The organism is Mycobacterium sp. NGS27 (assembly GCF_059813005.1).
Window position 1 is genome coordinate 351,989 of record NZ_JCALDT010000001.1, and the last position, 16,343, is coordinate 368,331.

Genomic DNA, 16,343 nt, shown 5'->3' on the forward strand with positions numbered 1-16,343 from the left:
TTCACCCGACCGTTACCGTTGGTACCTATGCACAGCGACCAGGGCGAGTCCGCCTTCACTTGGCAGGGCCGGCGCGAACTGGTGAGCCGGATGCATGATCAGCTCGACGATTTGGTGGCGGCGCGCGACCAGATGGAACAACTGGTGCGCGTCATCGTCGAGATCGGCTCCGATCTGGACCTGGACGTGACGCTGCATCGAGTCCTCAAGGCCGCGATGGAGCTGACCGGTGCCCGCTACGCCGCCCTGGGCATCCGCGCCTCCGACGGCACGCTCGTTTCCTTCGTGCATGCGGGAATCGACGTTCAAACTGCCCGGCGGCTCGGCGATCTCCCGGTCGGCGATGGTTTGCGCGTCGATGATCTGAACACCCATCCCGACACTGTGGAGCTGGCCGGACACAAACCGCCGATGCACGCGCTCCTCGGCATCCCGATTACCGTGCGGGCGGCCAACTTCGGCAGCCTGTACCTGGCCGACGACCGGCCCGGCCGGGTGTTCTCCGACACGCAGGAAGGCGCCGTACGCGCCATGGCCACGGCGGCGGCCGCCGCTATCGACAACGCGCGGCTCTTCGAGCGAGAACGTGAATCGGCGAAATGGACGAAGGCCAGCCGCGAGATCACCACCGCGCTGCTGTCGGGCGACCCGCAGACGGGGCCGTTGCAGCTCATCGTGAACTTGGCACTGGAGCTGGCCGGCGCCGAGCAGGCCATCCTGCTGGTTCCGCGGGAGGCCGAATTGCCTGCCGACCAGGTCGATACCCTGGTCGTCGCCGCGACTGCGGGCCGCTACTCCTCGGAGGTGATCGGTCGACAAGTTCCGATGGAAGGCTCGACCACCGGCGGCGTGGCCCGCCGCGGCCTTCCGCTGATCACCGATTCCTTCCAATACCCGATCGAGGGCTTCACCGATGTCGGTGAACGCTCCGCGATCGTCATGCCGCTGATTGCGGATGACGCGGTGCTTGGCGTCATCGCCGTGGCGCGAGACCCGCACCAACCCGCGTTCGGTAACGATTACCTCGATCTGGTCAGTGACTTCGCCCGGCACGCGGCGATCGCCTTGGCACTGGCGGCGGGCCGCGAACACGCGCTCAACCAGGAACTGGCCCAAGCCGACACCGTCGATGACGCGGTGCAAGCCGCCGCCGAGGAACTGCGCCGGCTCTGGCGGGCGCGCCGCGTTCTGGCCGTCACCTTCCCGACGCAAAACTCCTCGACCGAATCCGCCTATTACACACCGCGAGTGGTATCGGTTGGCGAGCCCGCGCAGTGGGACGACCTGGCGCCGCACATCCAGGCGGCGCTCAGCGCTTTGCGCGACGGGGACCTGCTCACCCCCAATGCGGCGCAACCCGGAACGGCGGGCATAGCGCTGCAGCACCCCGAAGGCGTGCTCGTCGTCTGGATGGACTTGACCGCGCAGCGCCCGTTCACCCTCGAGGACCAGACCTTGCTCACCGTCCTGGCCGGCCGCCTCGGCCAGGGTTTGCAGCGGGTGTACCAGGTCGATCAGCAGCGCGAGACCGCACTGGCATTGCAGCACGCGATCCTGGGTCCCGCCGATCTGCCCAACGGGTTCGCGGTGCGCTATCAGGCCGCGACGCGACCCCTCCAGGTCGGCGGCGACTGGTACGACATCGTCGATTTGGACGACGGGCGCATCGCGTTAGTCGTCGGCGACTGTGTCGGGCATGGTCTGGCCGCCGCGACCGTGATGGGCCAGGTTCGTAGCGCCTGCCGCGCGCTATTGTTCGAAAACGCAAGTCCTAGTGCTGCTCTCGCGGGGATGGATCGCTTTGCCGCGCGGCTGCCCGGCGCACAGTGCACCACCGCGGTCTGTGCGGTGCTCACCCCCGAGACCGGTGAACTGGTCTACTCGAGCGCGGGTCATCCGCCGCCCATCCTGATACACGGAGACGGCAGCACCCAGATCCTCGACGATGGCCACACCATCGCCTTGGGGATACGAGGCGATTGGACTCGCCCCGAAGCTCGCGTTTTCATTCCGGCACGTTCGACGCTGTTGCTCTACACCGACGGTCTGGTCGAACGTCGCCGCCTTCCGCTCGACCATGGCATCTCCCGCGTCGCGGACGTCGCGCAGGACTCCCGTGCCTCGAAACTGGAGGATTTGGCGAACCAGATCATGTCCCGCGTCGCGCCGCGCGATGGGTATCAGGACGATGTCGTGCTGCTGCTCTACCGCCACCCGGCCCCGCTGGAACTGATGTTTCCCGCCGACGCCAGCCAGCTCGCGCCGACCCGTAATGCTTTGCGCAACTGGTTGACTCGGGCCCGGTTGGACCCCGAGCAGGCGGTGAACGTGCTCGTCGCCGCTGGGGAAGCCGTCGCCAACGCGATCGAGCACGGTCATCGTCATAGACCGCAGGGCACAATCCGGCTGGGGGCGGTCGCACTCGGCGACGAGCTCCAGTTGACTATCACCGACACTGGCACGTGGAAGGCTCCGCAACCGGCCTCCTATCCTCATCGCGGCCGGGGCATCCCACTGATGCGAAGCCTCATGGGCGATGTCGAAATACGGCCCGATGCCGGCGGCACCACCGTCCACCTATCCACGAGGATCACCTGATGACCACCCCGCTCACGCTCGATACCGCGCGCGGCAGCGCCGGGAATTTCGTGTTGGTCGCCGCGGGGGAGATAGACATGAGCAATATCGATGCGTTCAGCCGGGCGTTGGCCAGCGCCGCGACGGAGGCCACCGGCGACGACGCAGCATTGCTCGTCGACCTCAGCGCGGTGGAGTACCTGGACAGCGCGGCCATCAGCATCTTGGCCGCTCACGCCGATAGCATCAGGCTCGTCGCGCACCCGATCCTGATGCCCGTCCTCAGGGTCAGCGGTCTCGCCGAACTGACCACCATCGAAGCCGCGCCGCCCACAGCGGGGCAGTGACGCCTCCCACACACCACGTTCGCCCGCACAACATTCGCGCCAATCCTCGCGTGTCCGTCGAGATCGGCTCGGAACCTGCGAAGCCCGCGATCGCGCGCGAATTGCCGCGTGACCAAAGGGATTCGGTATACCCGGTGGTAGTCGAGCGCGCCCCTGGGTTCGGCGAGTACCAGCAACGCACGGATCGGCTCATCCCGGTCTTCGAATTGGTCATCGTCTGAAGACACGGGCTGTCAAGGGCGTTCATTCTCGCCAATTCGGCGAGTCAACGGGTCAATTGCCGCACGATAATCGGCGCTTTGCTTGCCCCTGCCGCGAATGGACCGGGTGCAACCCGGAGGGCCACGAGGACCGGGCGGGCTACGGGAACTCCACGAGCTCCTGGGTCGTTATGCCAGCTAAGTAACCTGTGAATCCGAGGGGGACAACAGCCGCATGCCACGTACAGACAACGACACCTGGGATCTGGCCACCAGTGTGGGCGCGACCGCGACGATGGTCGCAGCCGCGCGAGCGATCGCGACGAACGCCGACAACCCGCTGATCGAAGATCGTTTCGCCGAGCCGCTGGTGCGTGCCGTCGGGGTGGACTTCTTCACTCGTTGGATGTCAGGCGACCTGGTGGCCGCCGACGTCGACGACCACGAGTCGGGCTGGAAGCTCGGACACATGCCCGCCGCAATGGCCGCCCGGACCCGATTCTTCGATTCGTTCTTTCACGCAGCGACGCAGGCCGGGATCCGGCAGGCCGTGATTCTGGCATCGGGCTTGGACGCGCGCGCCTACCGGTTGGCTTGGCCGTCCGATATGACGGTCTTCGAGATCGACCAGCCGCAGGTGATCGAATTCAAGGCCGGCACGCTGGCCAAGCTGGGCGCCGCCCCGCAGGCCGAGCTGCGCACGGTCGCCGTCGATCTGCGCAATGACTGGCCGAAAGCGTTGGCCGAAGCCGGTTTTGACAAGTGTCAACCCACGGCCTGGATCGCGGAGGGACTCTTCGGGTATCTGCCGCCGGAGGCGCAGGATCGACTGCTCGACAACATCACCGCACTGAGCGCCGACGGCAGTCGGCTGGCGTGCGAAGCTATTCCGGACATGTCAGAGGTAGACACCGAGAAAGCGCAGGCGATGATGAGCAGGGCCGCCGAAAAATGGCGTGAGCATGGCTTCGACCTGGAATTCGGCGAGCTCGGTTACCAGGGCGAGCGCAATGACGTCGGCGTGTACCTGGACAACCTGGGGTGGCGCTCCGATGGCATTCGGATGAGTGAGCTGTTGGCCGACTCCGGTCTTGATGCCATTCCGCAAACCAACGACTCCGTGTCGATGGCCGACACCATCTACTACAGCGCGGTGCTGAGCAAATGACCGCGCCGCAGCGACGAGGGCTCAATGAGGCCGTCACGCGGATGTGGAGCTTCCTCGCGCCGGCGTACGATCTGCCCTTCCTGCAACGGTGGGTGTACCGACCACCGCACAACGAGGTGATAGCCCAGCTGCGCGACCACGGGGCACGCAAGATCGCTGATATAGCTTGCGGCACAGGCATTTTGAGCGATCGAATCCAGCGCGAACTGCAGCCTGACGAGATCTACGGCGTCGACATGTCCGACGGCATGCTCGGCCAGGCTCGGGCCAGATCGGATCGGGTGCAATGGATGCGCGGCCCGGCCGAGCAGCTTCCGTTTGACGACGGCGCCCTCGATGCGGTGGTCACGACCTCGGCCTTCCACTTCTTCGATCAGCCGGCGGCGCTACGTGAATTCCATCGTGTGCTGGCCCCGGGCGGCCTGGTGGCCGTTTCGGCGCTGAGCACGCGGCAGCCGCGGCTGCAGTCATCTGCGAACGCCCGATGGAAGCCGCAGCACAACACGTCGGCGCCCGAGATGCGAGCGTTGTTCGAGGACGCCGGGTTCGTCATCACCGATCAACACCGGATCCCGCGCCCGGCGTGGACGGCGCTGGTGTCCGACCTGTTGACCGTCGGCACGAAAAGTTAGGGCCGGCGCCGGGCGTCAAACACACTCGGCAGGCAAGCGAAGACGCCCGCTTCGCCAATCGGCGAAGCGGGCGTCTTGTCAGCTACTTGATCACAGCGGGATCCACACTCCGAAGAGCCAGAAACCCCACTGGTGGAAACCGGGATCCCAGACGGGTGTTTCCTGGTAGCCCCAGTAATTGATCGGGCCGTAATCCCAGTGCCCACCGGGCGGGGGGAGCGGTCGATCCCATGCCGGCCGCGGCGGTGCACCCGGCCCCCACGGTCCAGGACCATCGCCCCAGGGCGCCCCGCGGAAGTAACCACGCTGCGCGTCCCCGTGCCACGGGCCGCCAGGGTGAGGATCCGGTCCACCGAACCCGTTGGGTCCACCGGGGTGATCATCTGGTCCACCCGGCCCGCCGGGGTGATCGCCGGGACCACCCGGTCCACCGGGTCCACCCGGTCCACCGGGGTGATCGCCGGGTCCGCCTGGGCCGCCGGGATGATTTCCCGGTCCACCCGGGCCACCAGGATGATCGCCGGGTCCACCCGGACCGCCGGGACCACCCGGGCCACCGGGACCACCCGGTCCACCCGGGCCGCCGGGATCGTTAGGACCGGTGGGAGCGTGGCCGCCACCAGGTGCCGCCCCGCCGTGATTGCCCGGCGGCTGTGGCGCTCCGGGAGCAGCATTGGCAAATCCGGCGCCCATTCCGAAGGCCGCAGCGCCGAGCGCTCCGGCGATGGACACCCCGCCGACAAGTTGCTTCAACTTCATGATGCTTCACCTATCCACTAGGGATTACTTGCAAGGAAGTTCGTTGGAACACCCCCCGTTACCACCCCGACGCTAAATAGCTTTCCTATGGAACAGCTGTGGCTCGGCCAGTGCAGACCTTTGGGTCCGGCCCACTGACGATGTGTTTGCGGCCGGCACCCGTCCGCCCGTCACCATTGCGCGGCGCGTCCGCCGCGCATTGATTACCAGGCATTTTCACCACGATGGACGCGGACCGACCCGGCGCCGGCGTCTGTTTGGGAAGGCTACGTTGGCTAGTCGGCAAGGGTTTTCATCTATATGGTTGCGGCCGTGTCGAATGCGTCACATCCGCACGAACCCCACGTCGGTTCGGTGTCGTCGAAGCTGAATTGGCTGCGCGCCGGCGTCCTGGGCGCCAACGACGGGATCGTCTCCACCGCGGGCATTGTGGTGGGAGTCGCGGCGGCAACCGCCGAACGCGCGCCGATATTGACCGCCGGCAGCGCCGGACTGGTTGCGGGCGCGGTGTCGATGGCGCTGGGCGAATACGTCTCGGTCAGCACCCAGCGCGACACGGAGAAGGCGCTGTTGAGCCAGGAGCGCCGCGAATTGCGCGATGATCCCGTCGCCGAATTGGACGAGCTCGCGACGCTGTACGAGGCAAAAGGCCTGACGCCGGCGACCGCTCGCACCGTTGCCGAGGAACTCACCGACCACAATCCGCTGCTCGCCCATGCCGAGGTGGAACTGGGGATCAATCCCGAGGAGCTGACGAATCCCTGGCAGGCGGCATCGTCGTCGGCGCTCTCGTTCGCCATTGGTGCCCTGCTGCCGTTGATCGCGATCCTGGTTCCGCCCACGACGTGGAGAGTCCCCATCACGGTCGCCGCGGTACTCGCAGCGCTGGTGATCACCGGTGCGGTCTCGGCCGGATTGGGCGGAGCGCCAAAGGGCCGAGCGGTGCTGCGCAACGCCATCGGCGGCACCCTCGCGTTGGCGATCACCTACGCAATCGGTCATCTGGTGGGCGCCGCAATCAGCTGACCTTCGGGCGTAGTGGACGATGCATCTTCGGCGACTGGAAGCGTAACTGTAATATCGACAGTTGCGGTCCTCAGCCGAGTCCGCGCTCCTCTTCCGTGGAGAGTCAAGCAGTGGCCGAGCCCGATATCTTGACCGATGAAGCTCAATGGGCCGAACCGGTGCCCTACTTTGTGCGCGACGACAATTACTTCGTGCCAACCAAATTCGCGCGCGGGGGCTGGGGGCCGTCGCTCAGCGGACATGTTGTCGGCGGTCTCTTGGCGTGGGCGGTCGAGGATGCGGCTCCCGATGCGCAACTGCAGCCGGCACGGTTGACCGTCGACCTGCCCCGTCCGACCGCGTTGGAGCCGCTCGAGGTACACACGCAGGTCCGACAGGACCGACGCCGATTACGTCTGGTCGAAGCCGCGATCATCCAGGACGGCGCGGTGGTCGCGCAGGCGAGCGCGCTGTTTCTGCGCCGCGGCACGCAGCCCGACGGGGACGTCTGGTCACCACCCGTGCAGATGCCACCGATCCCGCTGGACGAGGCCTACTCGACGCTGTTCATGCGCACCTACGGCTGGGGTGCCGATGTCCAGAACCCCGATCCGAACTGGCCTCACACGGACGGCCCGAAATACACCTGGATACACGAGACGCGCCCGCTGATCGACGACGAACCTCTCACCGCCTTCACCCGCGTGGCGATGGCGGGTGACATCACGGCTTCAATTGCCAACTGGGGCACCAACTCCCTGCAATTCATCAACGTCGACTACACGCTCACGCTCAGCCGGCTGCCGGTGGGCGACCACATCGGGCTGGCCTCCCTGACGCATCACAGTCACGACGGGGTGGCCAGCGGCTCGGCGGTCCTGGTGGACGCGAAGGGGCCGATCGGCACCGGCGTGTCCACCGCCATCGCGCACTCGGGGTTCCGCCCACCCGCCACCGAGCCGTCGGCCCGCTAGCCGAAAGGGACTGGCACGGTGACATTCTGGGCTTTGATCGCCGACGCGGCGCGGCGAGGATCGAGCCGGCCGCTGCTGGTCGATGAATACGGGCGAAGCCTGACAGCGCGTCAACTGCACGACGCCGCGTGCGCAACCGCCGCCGCACTCGCCGAGCGGGGCATCCGCGCGGGAACCGTCGTGTCCTGGCAGCTGCCCACCACGCTGGAGACCATGGTGGTGATGGCCGCACTGGCCCGGCTCGGGGCCGTGCAGAACCCGATCATCCCCATCCTGCGGGAAAGCGAGGTTGGCTTCATCACCGGCCAACTGCACACCGAATTCCTTGTGGTGCCGCAGCTTTGGCGCGGCTTCGGATACGGGGACCTGGCCCGAGCATTGTCGGCGGACAGAGGCTTCGACGTCATCACCCTCGATCTGGCAACGCCGCCGGCCGGTGCGCTGCGCCTGCCCGGCGCCGCCGTCGACGCCCTCCCGGCGCCACCAAGTTCCGCCGATGAGACTCGTTGGATCTACTACTCCTCGGGAACCACCGCGGCCCCCAAAGGGATCCGTCATAGCGATACCTCGGTCATCGCCGGCTCGGCGGGAGTGGTGGGCATGGTGGGCGCCAACAGCACAGATGTGGATCCGGTCGCCTTCCCGATCGCCCACATCGGTGGGGCCGCGATGCTCGCCACCGCGCTGTTGACCGGCATGCGGTTGGCCCTGTTCGAGGCGTTCGACCCGGCTACCACACCGTGGGCCATCGCCGCGCACAATCCGACTTTCCTGGGCACCGCGACCCCATTTTTCGTCGCGTTCCTCGAAGCCCAACGGACGCAGGGTGATCGGCCGCTGTTCCCGTCGGTGCGGGGCTGCCTGGCCGGCGGCGCGCCCATCACGGCCGAACTGGGACGTCAGGTCCGCGAAACCTTCGGCCTGGCCGGAATCGCGAATGCCTGGGGGATGACGGAGTTTCCATGCGCGACCTCGCCTTCGCTGACCGCGGCGCCCGAGGTGCTCGACCATACGGTCGGCCCGCCGGTCCCCGGCGTCGAGGTGCGCGTGGTCGACGGCGAGGGCGCTGAAGCGAGCGCCGGACGCGAGGGGGAGCTGCGGCTCAAGGGACCTCAATGCTTCCTCGGCTACGCCGACCCGACGCTTGACGCCGATGCGTTCGACAGCGACGGCTGGCTGCGCACAGGCGATCTCGGCCTGATCGACGCGAACGGCAACGTCCGCGTCACGGGCCGTACCAAGGACGCCATCATCCGTAATGCGGAGAACATCTCGGCGCTGGAAATCGAGAATGCGCTGGCCACGCATCCGGCCGTCGCCGATGTCGCCGTCATCGGAATTCCCGACCCGCGCACCGGCGAACGCGTCTGTGCCGTCGTGGTTCCCGCGACGGCGCGCGAGGTGTCTTTGGAATCCCTTGTGCGACATTGCCAATCGCGCGGCCTCAGCCGATACAAACACCCCGAGCACCTGGTGGTCGTCGAAACGCTGCCGCGCAATCAATTCGGCAAGGTGATCAAGAAGAAGCTGCGCGAGACCTTTGGGTGAATCGCGCGGGGCCGCCGGACGCCTACAGCCCCTTGGGCGCGTCCCGGACGGCCTGCACCGCAGCGGCGTCGCCGTCGAATTCGACCTTGGCCTGTCGCCCGACCGAGAACAGCAGCAGCTCCTCGGACGCCCCGGTCACCGTCACCGCCGGCCCCTGGCCCGCGGTGAGCACGGTCTTGCCCTCCGGGGTGCGCAACGCCAGCCGGCCTGGCGTCTTGGCGAGTGTGAGCCGGGCCATCAATGGCAGGGTCCGCCGCAACATTTTGGTCAGCGCGGGCTCCAGGGAGCGCGGCTGCCAGCCCGGCTGCGCTCGGCGCACATCCTCGTGGTGGATGAACATCTCGGCCACATTGGCCACGGGGTCGAGCAGTTTGAACGGCGAGTAGACCGGTGGGCCGGCGGCGACCTTGCTAATCAGCTCGTCCCAGTCGTTCTGCTCGGCCACCTGGTTCTGCACCTTCTCGGTGTGGGATGCGAAGAAGGGGATCAAAATGCCGGGCGCCGCGTCGGGCCGGTACTCACGGATCACCAGGTGGGCGGCCAAGTCCCGCGTCTTCCATCCCTCGCACAGGGTGGGCGCATCCGGCCCCACGCCGCGCATGGTCTCCACAAGGGCGGCACGTTCGCGTTGAGCAACAGACATCCGTTCAGCCTAGAGCCGGTGACCCCGGGAGAGCACGGGGTTATTGCGCACCACGCGTCGGCGGCTCGGTAAATTTGGGACGTCATGTTGTCGAAGGGAATCTCATGAGCGCGCACGTTGAGCAGTTGGAGTTTCAGGCAGAGGCTCGGCAGCTGCTGGATCTGATGGTCCACTCCGTCTACTCCAACAAGGACTCGTTCCTGCGAGAGTTGATCTCCAACGCTTCCGATGCTTTGGACAAGCTGCGGCTAGAAGCGTTCCGGAACAAGGACCTCGACGTCGACACCTCTGACCTGCACATCGAGATCGACGTCGACAAGGACGCGCGCACCCTGACCATCCGCGACAACGGCATCGGGATGACCCGCGCCGAAGTGGTCGACCTGATCGGCACGCTGGCCAAGTCCGGCACCGCCGAGCTGCGCAAACAACTACGCGAGGCCAAGAACGCCGCGGCTTCCGAGGAACTCATCGGTCAATTCGGGATCGGTTTCTACTCCAGCTTCATGGTCGCCGACAAGGTCGAACTGCTCACCCGCAAGGCCGGCGAGAGCGACGCCACCAGATGGGAATCGAGCGGCGAGGGTACCTACACCATCGAGTCGGTGGACGACGCCCCGCAGGGAACGTCGGTGACCCTGCACCTCAAGCCCGAGGACGCCGAGGACGAGCTGCACGACTACACCGCGGACTTCAAGATCAGGAGCCTGGTCAAGAAGTACTCCGACTTCATCGCGTGGCCCATCCGGATGGAGGTCGTGCGAAGCACGCCCGCGACGGAAGAGGGCGGTGAGCCGACCGTCACGATCGAGACCGAGACCCTCAACTCGATGAAGGCCCTGTGGGCCAGGCCCAAAGAAGAGGTCTCCGAGGAGGAGTACAAGGAGTTCTACAAGCACGTCGCGCACGCCTGGGACGACCCGCTCGAGGTCATCGCGATGCGGGCCGAAGGCACGTTCGAGTACCAGGCACTGCTGTTCATCCCGTCGCACGCTCCGTTCGACCTGTTCAATCGGGACGCCCAGACCGGGATTCAGCTCTACGTCAAGCGCGTGTTCATCATGGCCGACTGCGACGAGCTCATGCCCGAGTACCTGCGCTTCGTCAAGGGCGTCGTTGACGCGCAGGACATGTCGCTGAACGTGTCGCGCGAAATCCTGCAACAGGATCGCCAGATCAAGGCCATCCGGCGCCGGTTGACCAAGAAGGTCCTCTCCACGATCAAGGATCTGCAGTCCGAGCGCCCGGAGGACTACCGCACCTTCTGGACCCAATTCGGCAGGGTCGTCAAGGAGGGGCTGATGTCCGACTTCGACAATCGAGAGACGCTGCTGCAGCTCTCCTCGTTCGCCTCGACACACAGCGAGGAGGAAGCCACGACGCTCGCCGAGTACGTGGAGCGCATGAAAGAGGGCCAGACGCAGATCTTCTTCGCCACGGGGGAGTCGCGTCAGCAGATATTGAAGTCGCCGCACCTCGAGGCGTTCAAAGCCAAGGGCTACGAGGTGTTGCTGCTCACCGACCCCGTCGACGAGGTGTGGGTGGGCACCGTGACCGAGTTCGACGGCAAGCCGCTGCAGTCCATCGCTAAGGGGGAAGTGGACCTCAGTGCCGACGGCGACGAGAGCGAGGCCGAGCGCGAGGAGCAGCAGAAGGAATTCGCCGACCTGCTCACCTGGCTGAAGGAGACCCTGACCGATCACGTCAAGGAAGTTCGGCTGTCGAACCGCCTGACGGACTCGCCCGCCTGCCTGATCACCGACGCCTTCGGGATCACGCCGGCGCTCGCGCGCATGTACCGCGCTTCCGGGCAGGCCGTTCCGGTGGGCAAACGGATCCTCGAGCTCAACCCCAACCACCCGCTCGTCACCGGCCTGCGGCAAGCGCACCAGGACCGCGGCGACGATCCCTCGGTCGCGGAGACCGCGGAATTGCTCTACGGCACAGCGCTTCTTGCCGAGGGCGGCGCGCTCGACGATCCGGCAAGGTTTGCCGAGATTCTCGCCGGCCGGCTGGCCCGCACGGTGTAACCGGGGTCCACCGGCAAATAAGCGATTTCGCCGATTGAAGGCTCGCTGGCAGGGATAATGAGATCCCATGCCTGAGTTTCGCGTTCTCGACCCACGCGGCCGGGTCGTCGCGACGAAGAGTTTCGCCAATGCGGAGGCCGCGCATGCCTGGTTCGTCAACTCGGTCGGCGGCGACACCGAGCTGGGGTGGCGGATGGAGGTCAACGACGACGGGCAATGGGCATTCTTCGATGACACCGAAGGCTTCACCGCCCCGGTGAGCCGGCGGCCAACCAAACGCTGATTCGCCGCCTCCGGCCGACGAGCACGCGCGACGCGCCCGGACTCGCTCGACGTACGCTCCCACCATGCATGTCGACGCGATGACGACTCCCCAGCCGCTCGGCCAAATCGGTGACCTTGCCCGGCGGACGCAATCCGCCGGATTCTCCGGCCTGTTGTTCACCGAGACCGGCCGCACCGCATACCTGAATGCTGCCGTCGCCTCGCAGGCCGCGCCGGACCTCGAATTGTCGACGGGCGTTGCGGTGGCCTTCCCGCGCAGCCCCTTCGTCACCGCCGCCGCGGCATGGGAGCTGCAGGAAGCCACCAAGGGGAAGTTCCGGCTGGGCCTCGGGACGCAGGTGCGGACCCACGTGGTGCGGCGCTACGGCACCGCCTTCGAGCGGCCAGGGCCCCGGCTGCGCGACTACTTGCTTGCGGTCAAGGCATGCTTCGCGGCGTTTCGCTCAGGGACACTCGACCACCACGGTGACTTCTACGATCTCGACTTCATCACCCCGCAGTGGAGCCCGGGGCCCATCGACGCTCCGGACCCCAAAGTCGATATCGCAGCGGTCAATCCGTGGATGCTGCGGATGGCGGGTGAAGTTGCCGACGGCCTGCACGTCCACCCCATCGGCGAACCGGGCTACCTGGCCCGGCACGTGCTGCCGACGGTCGCCGAAGGGGCGGCGAAAGCGGGCCGGTCGCCGTCGGACGTCGCGATCATCGTGCCCGTCATGACGATCGTCGGAGACACCGACGAAGAGCTCGCCAAGCAACGTGAAGTCGTGCGCGCCAGCATGGCGTTCTACGGCAGCACGCCCAACTACGCGTTCATATGGGATGAGGCGGGTTTCGAGGGCACGACCGCCCGGATTCGGGAGAAGCAGAAGGCCGGAGACTTCGCCGGGATGGCGGCTCAGGTCAGCGACGATCACATCGCGGTGTTTGCGACCGAGTCGACCTGGGAGGGGCTGGCCGACGCGTTGGTCGCGAAATACGCAGGGATGGCAACGCGATTGGTGATGTACAACGCCGTCGCCGATCTGGAGCGCTTCGAGCGGTACGGCGAGGTGGCTCGCCGGGTGCAAACGGTCAGCGGCTGAGTTGGATGGCTTTGACCACGAGTAGCAGCGCGCCGGCGACCAGATAGGTGCGCAGCGCGATCATGCCCAGTCGGGTGCCGGGCGACCAGACGACCGGCTCGAGCAGCGTCAGCGGGGGCATGCGCCAGGTGCTGCGGTCGACACCGCGGGCCGGGAAGCGTGCGACGGGGCGAGCGGGTCGGCGGCGGCCCATCCAGCGCAGCGCAGGTGCGGCTGCGGCAGCGAATACGACCATGGCCGCTACCAGGTAGCCGGACACCACCACGACATTGATTCCGGGAAACAGCGTGGTGGCCATCAAGATTCCCGAGAGCAGCAGTAGCGTGCCCACGATCAGCCCGGCGACCCAGTTCAGCCAGGGCCGATTTACCCAGGGGCCCAATACTTCTCGATCGTTGCACAACAGCAGCAGGAATACGCTGGCGCTGGGCAGCAGTAGACCGGCGAGGGCCTGCACGGCGGTGGTGATCAGCCCGAGTGGGGCGCCGGGAATCAGGACGATCGCGGCGGCCAGCACCACCATTGCGGTGTAGGACAGGTAGAACTGTTTGGCGTCGGAGAAGCCGCGGTGCAGTGAGTGTTTCAGCCCGAAGACGTCGCCGAAGGCGTAACTGGTGGCCAGGGTGACGGCGGCGGCACCGATGATCGAAGCGTCCATCAGCACGATCGCGAAAATCCAGCCAAGCGTCTCGCGATGCTGGCCGAGCAGATGGGCGATGGCGCCGGCGTCGGTGAAGCCACCCACGGTGTTGGTGGAGCGCGCGGCCCAGTCGCCGGTCATCACCAGCGCGGCGGCGCCGACCACCACGACGAAGGCTCCCAGCACGGTGTCCGCGCGTTCGTAGGCCATGAACCGGGGAGTGATGCGCTTGTCAACGACATTGGACTGCTGGAAAAACAGCTGCCACGGAGCGACGGTGGTGCCGACGATCGCGATGATCAGCAGCACCGCATCCGAGCTGATTCCGCCCGAAATACTGGGCACGACAAAGGACTTCGCCGCATTTATCCACTGTGGATGCGACATCAACAGCATCGGGATCTGCAGTAGCGTGACCGCGATGAACACGAACATGGCCCGCTCCCATCGACGGAAGCTGCCGCTGGCCATGATCGCCACCAACGCCACCGCCGAGACCGGTACCACAACGTATTTGGAGACGCCGATGTACTCGGCGGCCAGGCTGATGCCGATGAACTCGGTGACGATCGTCAAGAAGTTGAGCAAGAACAGGTCGCCGACCGAAAACCAGCCCCAGCCGCGGCCGAAGCGTTCGTTGATCAGGCGGGCGTGTCCGACGCCGGTGACCGCGCCGAGCCGGACCACCATTTCTTGGTTGACGATGAGCACGGGGATCAGCAGCAGTAATACCCACAGCAGTGAGTAGCCGTAGTTCTGGCCGGCTTGGGCGTAGGTGGCGACCCCGCCCGCGTCGTTGTCGCCGACCATCACGATGATTCCGGGCCCGACGATCGCGAGCAGGGTCAGCAGCCGCGTCCGCCAGGTCCGGGCATGCTCGGTCTCGCCGACGCTGATGCGTCCGAACGCGCCCTCGATATCCCCCACATGAGCGCTGTCCAGGACGGCCGTGCGCCGCGGCTGCGCCGGCTCGGAGCGCTGAACGTCGACACCCGGCCCGTCGGCCTGGGCGGGGTTCTCGCCACCGGGGCTCACTGCGCGCTACCTCCCGTTGGCGGTGCGTCACGGTCGTCGGCGACGATTTCGCGGATGGGGCGGGGCGCGGGCTCCCTGCGGCGCCAGTCCTCGGGGATGGTCGCCTCCAGCACGTCGTCGACGGTGACCACCCCGAGTAGGCGGTCCTGCTCGTCGACGACGGGTATGGAGTAGAGATTGAAATCGGCCATCAGCAGCGCGATATCGGTCAGGTCCGCGTCGGCGTTGACCCGCACCGGGTCGGAATCCATTAGCGCGCCGAGCTTTTCGGCGGGATCGACCTGCAACAGGGTGATCACGGAAACGACGCCGTCAAGACGTTGGTCCTCGTCGAGCACGTGCACCTTGATCAGGGCTTCCGGCTGAATGCTGTGCGACGCGGCGATCAACGCCAACGCCTCGCCCGCGGTGGCGGCGGGCGAACACGTCACCGAGTCGACATTCATCAGACCGCCGGCACTTTCGGGGTTGAACCCCATCAAGGTGATGACCTTGGTGCGCTGTGGGGCCGGCATCAGCTCGAGCACGCGCCGGCGCCGGGACTGGCGCAGGTCGGCGATCGCATCGGCGGCGTCGTCGGCGCGCATCCGGCCGAGCAGCGCGGCGACCTCGTTGTCCGGCATGTTGTCGAGCAACCGGCTGGCCTTCTCCGGGTCGAGTTCTTCGAAGACGTCGGCTTCCAATTCGGGGTCGCTGTGCACCCGGTCGAGGATCTCGCCGCCCTCGGCCTTGTCCGCTTCCTCGAGAAGATCGGCGATCTCTGCGGCTTTGAGCTCGCCGAACCGGTCCGAGAGGCGTCGGACCGCATCCGAACGGGCGTGGCCGATCAGCGGCTCGAATGCCTTCCAGTCACGAGACGCATGCCCGCCCGAATGCTTGATCAGCCCGAACAATCGTGGTGGGCGGCGGGTGTCCAGGCGGGTGACCATCCAGCCTTGGCCGGTCTGTTCCAGCTCGACGTCGTAGGCGCGCACCAGCTCGACGGTGGCCACGTCGATCAGCCGGTGGCCCAACACGTCGGTGCGCAACAACACCTCACCCTCGCGGCGTTCGAACCCGCGAAGATCAATTTTGTTCTTGGTCAACAGAACTCGGTCCACGGAGTATGCGTCGATGGATTTGTCGCCGATGAAGACCCGGCGTCCGCCGACCCCCGCGACTATCCCGGCCACGCGGGGGTACTCCTCCGCTCCGCCCAGCCGCACGATCACGTCCTCGACCCGGCCCACCGTTTCGCCGGAACGGGATAGCACGGGCGCACGCAACAGCTGGGAGAGGTGGATTACCGGCTGCCCGGCGCGCGGCTTCGACGCCTTTTCCGATGTGCTCATCTATCCCTCCTCAAGGCGGTACGACCGAACCCGCGGCCAACCTACCCCGAAACCAGGTGTTGCGGCGCCGTGCGGCGTGATTCG

14 protein-coding genes and 1 pseudogene are annotated in these 16,343 nt (G+C 66.5%); 11 read left to right on the forward strand and 4 right to left on the reverse strand.

Annotation, left to right across the window (positions count from 1 at the left end):
• Positions 1-27: 27 nt before the first annotated feature.
• The 5 genes and pseudogenes from AC5Y30_RS01405 to AC5Y30_RS01425 all read left to right on the forward strand — a co-directional run bounded on the left by AC5Y30_RS01405 (position 28) and on the right by AC5Y30_RS01425 (position 4,924).
• Positions 28-2,598, forward strand: coding sequence for a SpoIIE family protein phosphatase (locus AC5Y30_RS01405; protein ID WP_499915638.1), 2,571 nt, complete (start codon positions 28-30; stop codon positions 2,596-2,598).
• Positions 2,598-2,924, forward strand: coding sequence for an STAS domain-containing protein (locus AC5Y30_RS01410; RefSeq protein ID WP_499915640.1), 327 nt, complete (start codon positions 2,598-2,600; stop codon positions 2,922-2,924). The genes AC5Y30_RS01405 and AC5Y30_RS01410 overlap by 1 nt, the downstream gene beginning before the upstream one ends.
• 11 nt (positions 2,925-2,935) lie before the next feature.
• Positions 2,936-3,145: pseudogene (locus AC5Y30_RS01415) on the forward strand (nitroreductase family deazaflavin-dependent oxidoreductase); the annotation flags it as partial.
• A gap of 214 nt (positions 3,146-3,359) precedes the next feature.
• Positions 3,360-4,292 (forward strand): SAM-dependent methyltransferase, encoded by a 933-nt coding sequence (locus AC5Y30_RS01420; protein WP_499915642.1) that lies wholly within the window; start codon positions 3,360-3,362, stop codon positions 4,290-4,292.
• Positions 4,289-4,924 carry a class I SAM-dependent methyltransferase gene (locus tag AC5Y30_RS01425; RefSeq protein WP_499915644.1) on the forward strand — a complete coding sequence of 212 codons (636 nt, stop codon included), beginning with the start codon at positions 4,289-4,291 and terminating at the stop codon, positions 4,922-4,924. Before AC5Y30_RS01420 ends, AC5Y30_RS01425 begins: the two co-directional genes overlap by 4 nt.
• A gap of 90 nt (positions 4,925-5,014) precedes the next feature.
• On the opposite strand, the gene AC5Y30_RS01430 is transcribed toward AC5Y30_RS01425, so the two are convergent.
• Positions 5,015-5,683, reverse strand: coding sequence for a chitin-binding protein (locus AC5Y30_RS01430; protein ID WP_499915646.1), 669 nt, complete (start codon positions 5,681-5,683; stop codon positions 5,015-5,017).
• A gap of 312 nt (positions 5,684-5,995) precedes the next feature.
• On the opposite strand from AC5Y30_RS01430, the gene AC5Y30_RS01435 reads away from it, so the two are divergent.
• The 3 genes from AC5Y30_RS01435 to AC5Y30_RS01445 all read left to right on the forward strand — a co-directional run bounded on the left by AC5Y30_RS01435 (position 5,996) and on the right by AC5Y30_RS01445 (position 9,210).
• Positions 5,996-6,709: a VIT1/CCC1 transporter family protein gene (locus tag AC5Y30_RS01435; RefSeq protein ID WP_499915648.1), complete on the forward strand. Its 714-nt coding sequence runs from the start codon at positions 5,996-5,998 to the stop codon at positions 6,707-6,709.
• Positions 6,710-6,819: 110 nt separating this feature from the next.
• Positions 6,820-7,662 carry a thioesterase family protein gene (locus AC5Y30_RS01440; RefSeq protein WP_499915650.1) on the forward strand — a complete coding sequence of 281 codons (843 nt, stop codon included), beginning with the start codon at positions 6,820-6,822 and terminating at the stop codon, positions 7,660-7,662.
• Between the two features lie 18 nt (positions 7,663-7,680).
• Positions 7,681-9,210: a class I adenylate-forming enzyme family protein gene (locus AC5Y30_RS01445; protein WP_499915652.1), complete on the forward strand. Its 1,530-nt coding sequence runs from the start codon at positions 7,681-7,683 to the stop codon at positions 9,208-9,210.
• 22 nt (positions 9,211-9,232) lie between these two features.
• On the opposite strand, the gene AC5Y30_RS01450 is transcribed toward AC5Y30_RS01445, so the two are convergent.
• Positions 9,233-9,853: a TIGR03085 family metal-binding protein gene (locus AC5Y30_RS01450; protein ID WP_499915654.1), complete on the reverse strand. Its 621-nt coding sequence runs from the start codon at positions 9,851-9,853 to the stop codon at positions 9,233-9,235.
• 104 nt (positions 9,854-9,957) lie between these two features.
• Between AC5Y30_RS01450 and htpG the strand changes: the two genes are divergently transcribed.
• From htpG to AC5Y30_RS01465, 3 genes are all read left to right on the forward strand, one after another.
• Positions 9,958-11,883 (forward strand): molecular chaperone HtpG, encoded by a 1,926-nt coding sequence (gene htpG, locus AC5Y30_RS01455; protein WP_499915656.1) that lies wholly within the window; start codon positions 9,958-9,960, stop codon positions 11,881-11,883.
• Positions 11,884-11,950: 67 nt separating this feature from the next.
• Entirely contained in the window at positions 11,951-12,166 is a 216-nt protein-coding gene (locus tag AC5Y30_RS01460) for a hypothetical protein (RefSeq protein ID WP_499915658.1), read from the forward strand.
• 64 nt (positions 12,167-12,230) lie between these two features.
• Complete coding sequence (locus AC5Y30_RS01465; RefSeq protein ID WP_499915660.1) at positions 12,231-13,253, forward strand: TIGR03617 family F420-dependent LLM class oxidoreductase; 1,023 nt, start codon at positions 12,231-12,233, stop codon at positions 13,251-13,253.
• On the opposite strand, the gene AC5Y30_RS01470 is transcribed toward AC5Y30_RS01465, so the two are convergent.
• Together AC5Y30_RS01470 and AC5Y30_RS01475 are read right to left on the reverse strand one after the other, a co-directional pair.
• Positions 13,243-14,835: an NRAMP family divalent metal transporter gene (locus AC5Y30_RS01470; RefSeq protein WP_499916715.1), complete on the reverse strand. Its 1,593-nt coding sequence runs from the start codon at positions 14,833-14,835 to the stop codon at positions 13,243-13,245. The two genes, AC5Y30_RS01465 and AC5Y30_RS01470, sit on opposite strands and share 11 nt — an antisense overlap.
• A gap of 89 nt (positions 14,836-14,924) precedes the next feature.
• Positions 14,925-16,259, reverse strand: coding sequence for a magnesium transporter MgtE N-terminal domain-containing protein (locus AC5Y30_RS01475; RefSeq protein ID WP_499915661.1), 1,335 nt, complete (start codon positions 16,257-16,259; stop codon positions 14,925-14,927).
• Positions 16,260-16,343 lie beyond the last annotated feature (84 nt).

Excerpts from the sequence above, each read along its gene's own strand:
- AC5Y30_RS01465 (WP_499915660.1), top strand. The coding sequence starts at position 12,231 with ATGCATGTCGACGCGATGACGACTCCCCAGCCGCTCGGCCAAATCGGT.
- AC5Y30_RS01420 (WP_499915642.1), top strand. The coding sequence starts at position 3,360 with ATGCCACGTACAGACAACGACACCTGGGATCTGGCCACCAGTGTGGGC.
- AC5Y30_RS01460 (WP_499915658.1), top strand. The coding sequence starts at position 11,951 with ATGCCTGAGTTTCGCGTTCTCGACCCACGCGGCCGGGTCGTCGCGACG.
- AC5Y30_RS01405 (WP_499915638.1), top strand. The coding sequence starts at position 28 with ATGCACAGCGACCAGGGCGAGTCCGCCTTCACTTGGCAGGGCCGGCGC.
- AC5Y30_RS01425 (WP_499915644.1), top strand. The coding sequence starts at position 4,289 with ATGACCGCGCCGCAGCGACGAGGGCTCAATGAGGCCGTCACGCGGATG.
- AC5Y30_RS01475 (WP_499915661.1), bottom strand. The coding sequence starts at position 16,259 with ATGAGCACATCGGAAAAGGCGTCGAAGCCGCGCGCCGGGCAGCCGGTA.
- htpG (WP_499915656.1), top strand. The coding sequence starts at position 9,958 with ATGAGCGCGCACGTTGAGCAGTTGGAGTTTCAGGCAGAGGCTCGGCAG.
- AC5Y30_RS01430 (WP_499915646.1), bottom strand. The coding sequence starts at position 5,683 with ATGAAGTTGAAGCAACTTGTCGGCGGGGTGTCCATCGCCGGAGCGCTC.
- AC5Y30_RS01410 (WP_499915640.1), top strand. The coding sequence starts at position 2,598 with ATGACCACCCCGCTCACGCTCGATACCGCGCGCGGCAGCGCCGGGAAT.
- AC5Y30_RS01450 (WP_499915654.1), bottom strand. The coding sequence starts at position 9,853 with ATGTCTGTTGCTCAACGCGAACGTGCCGCCCTTGTGGAGACCATGCGC.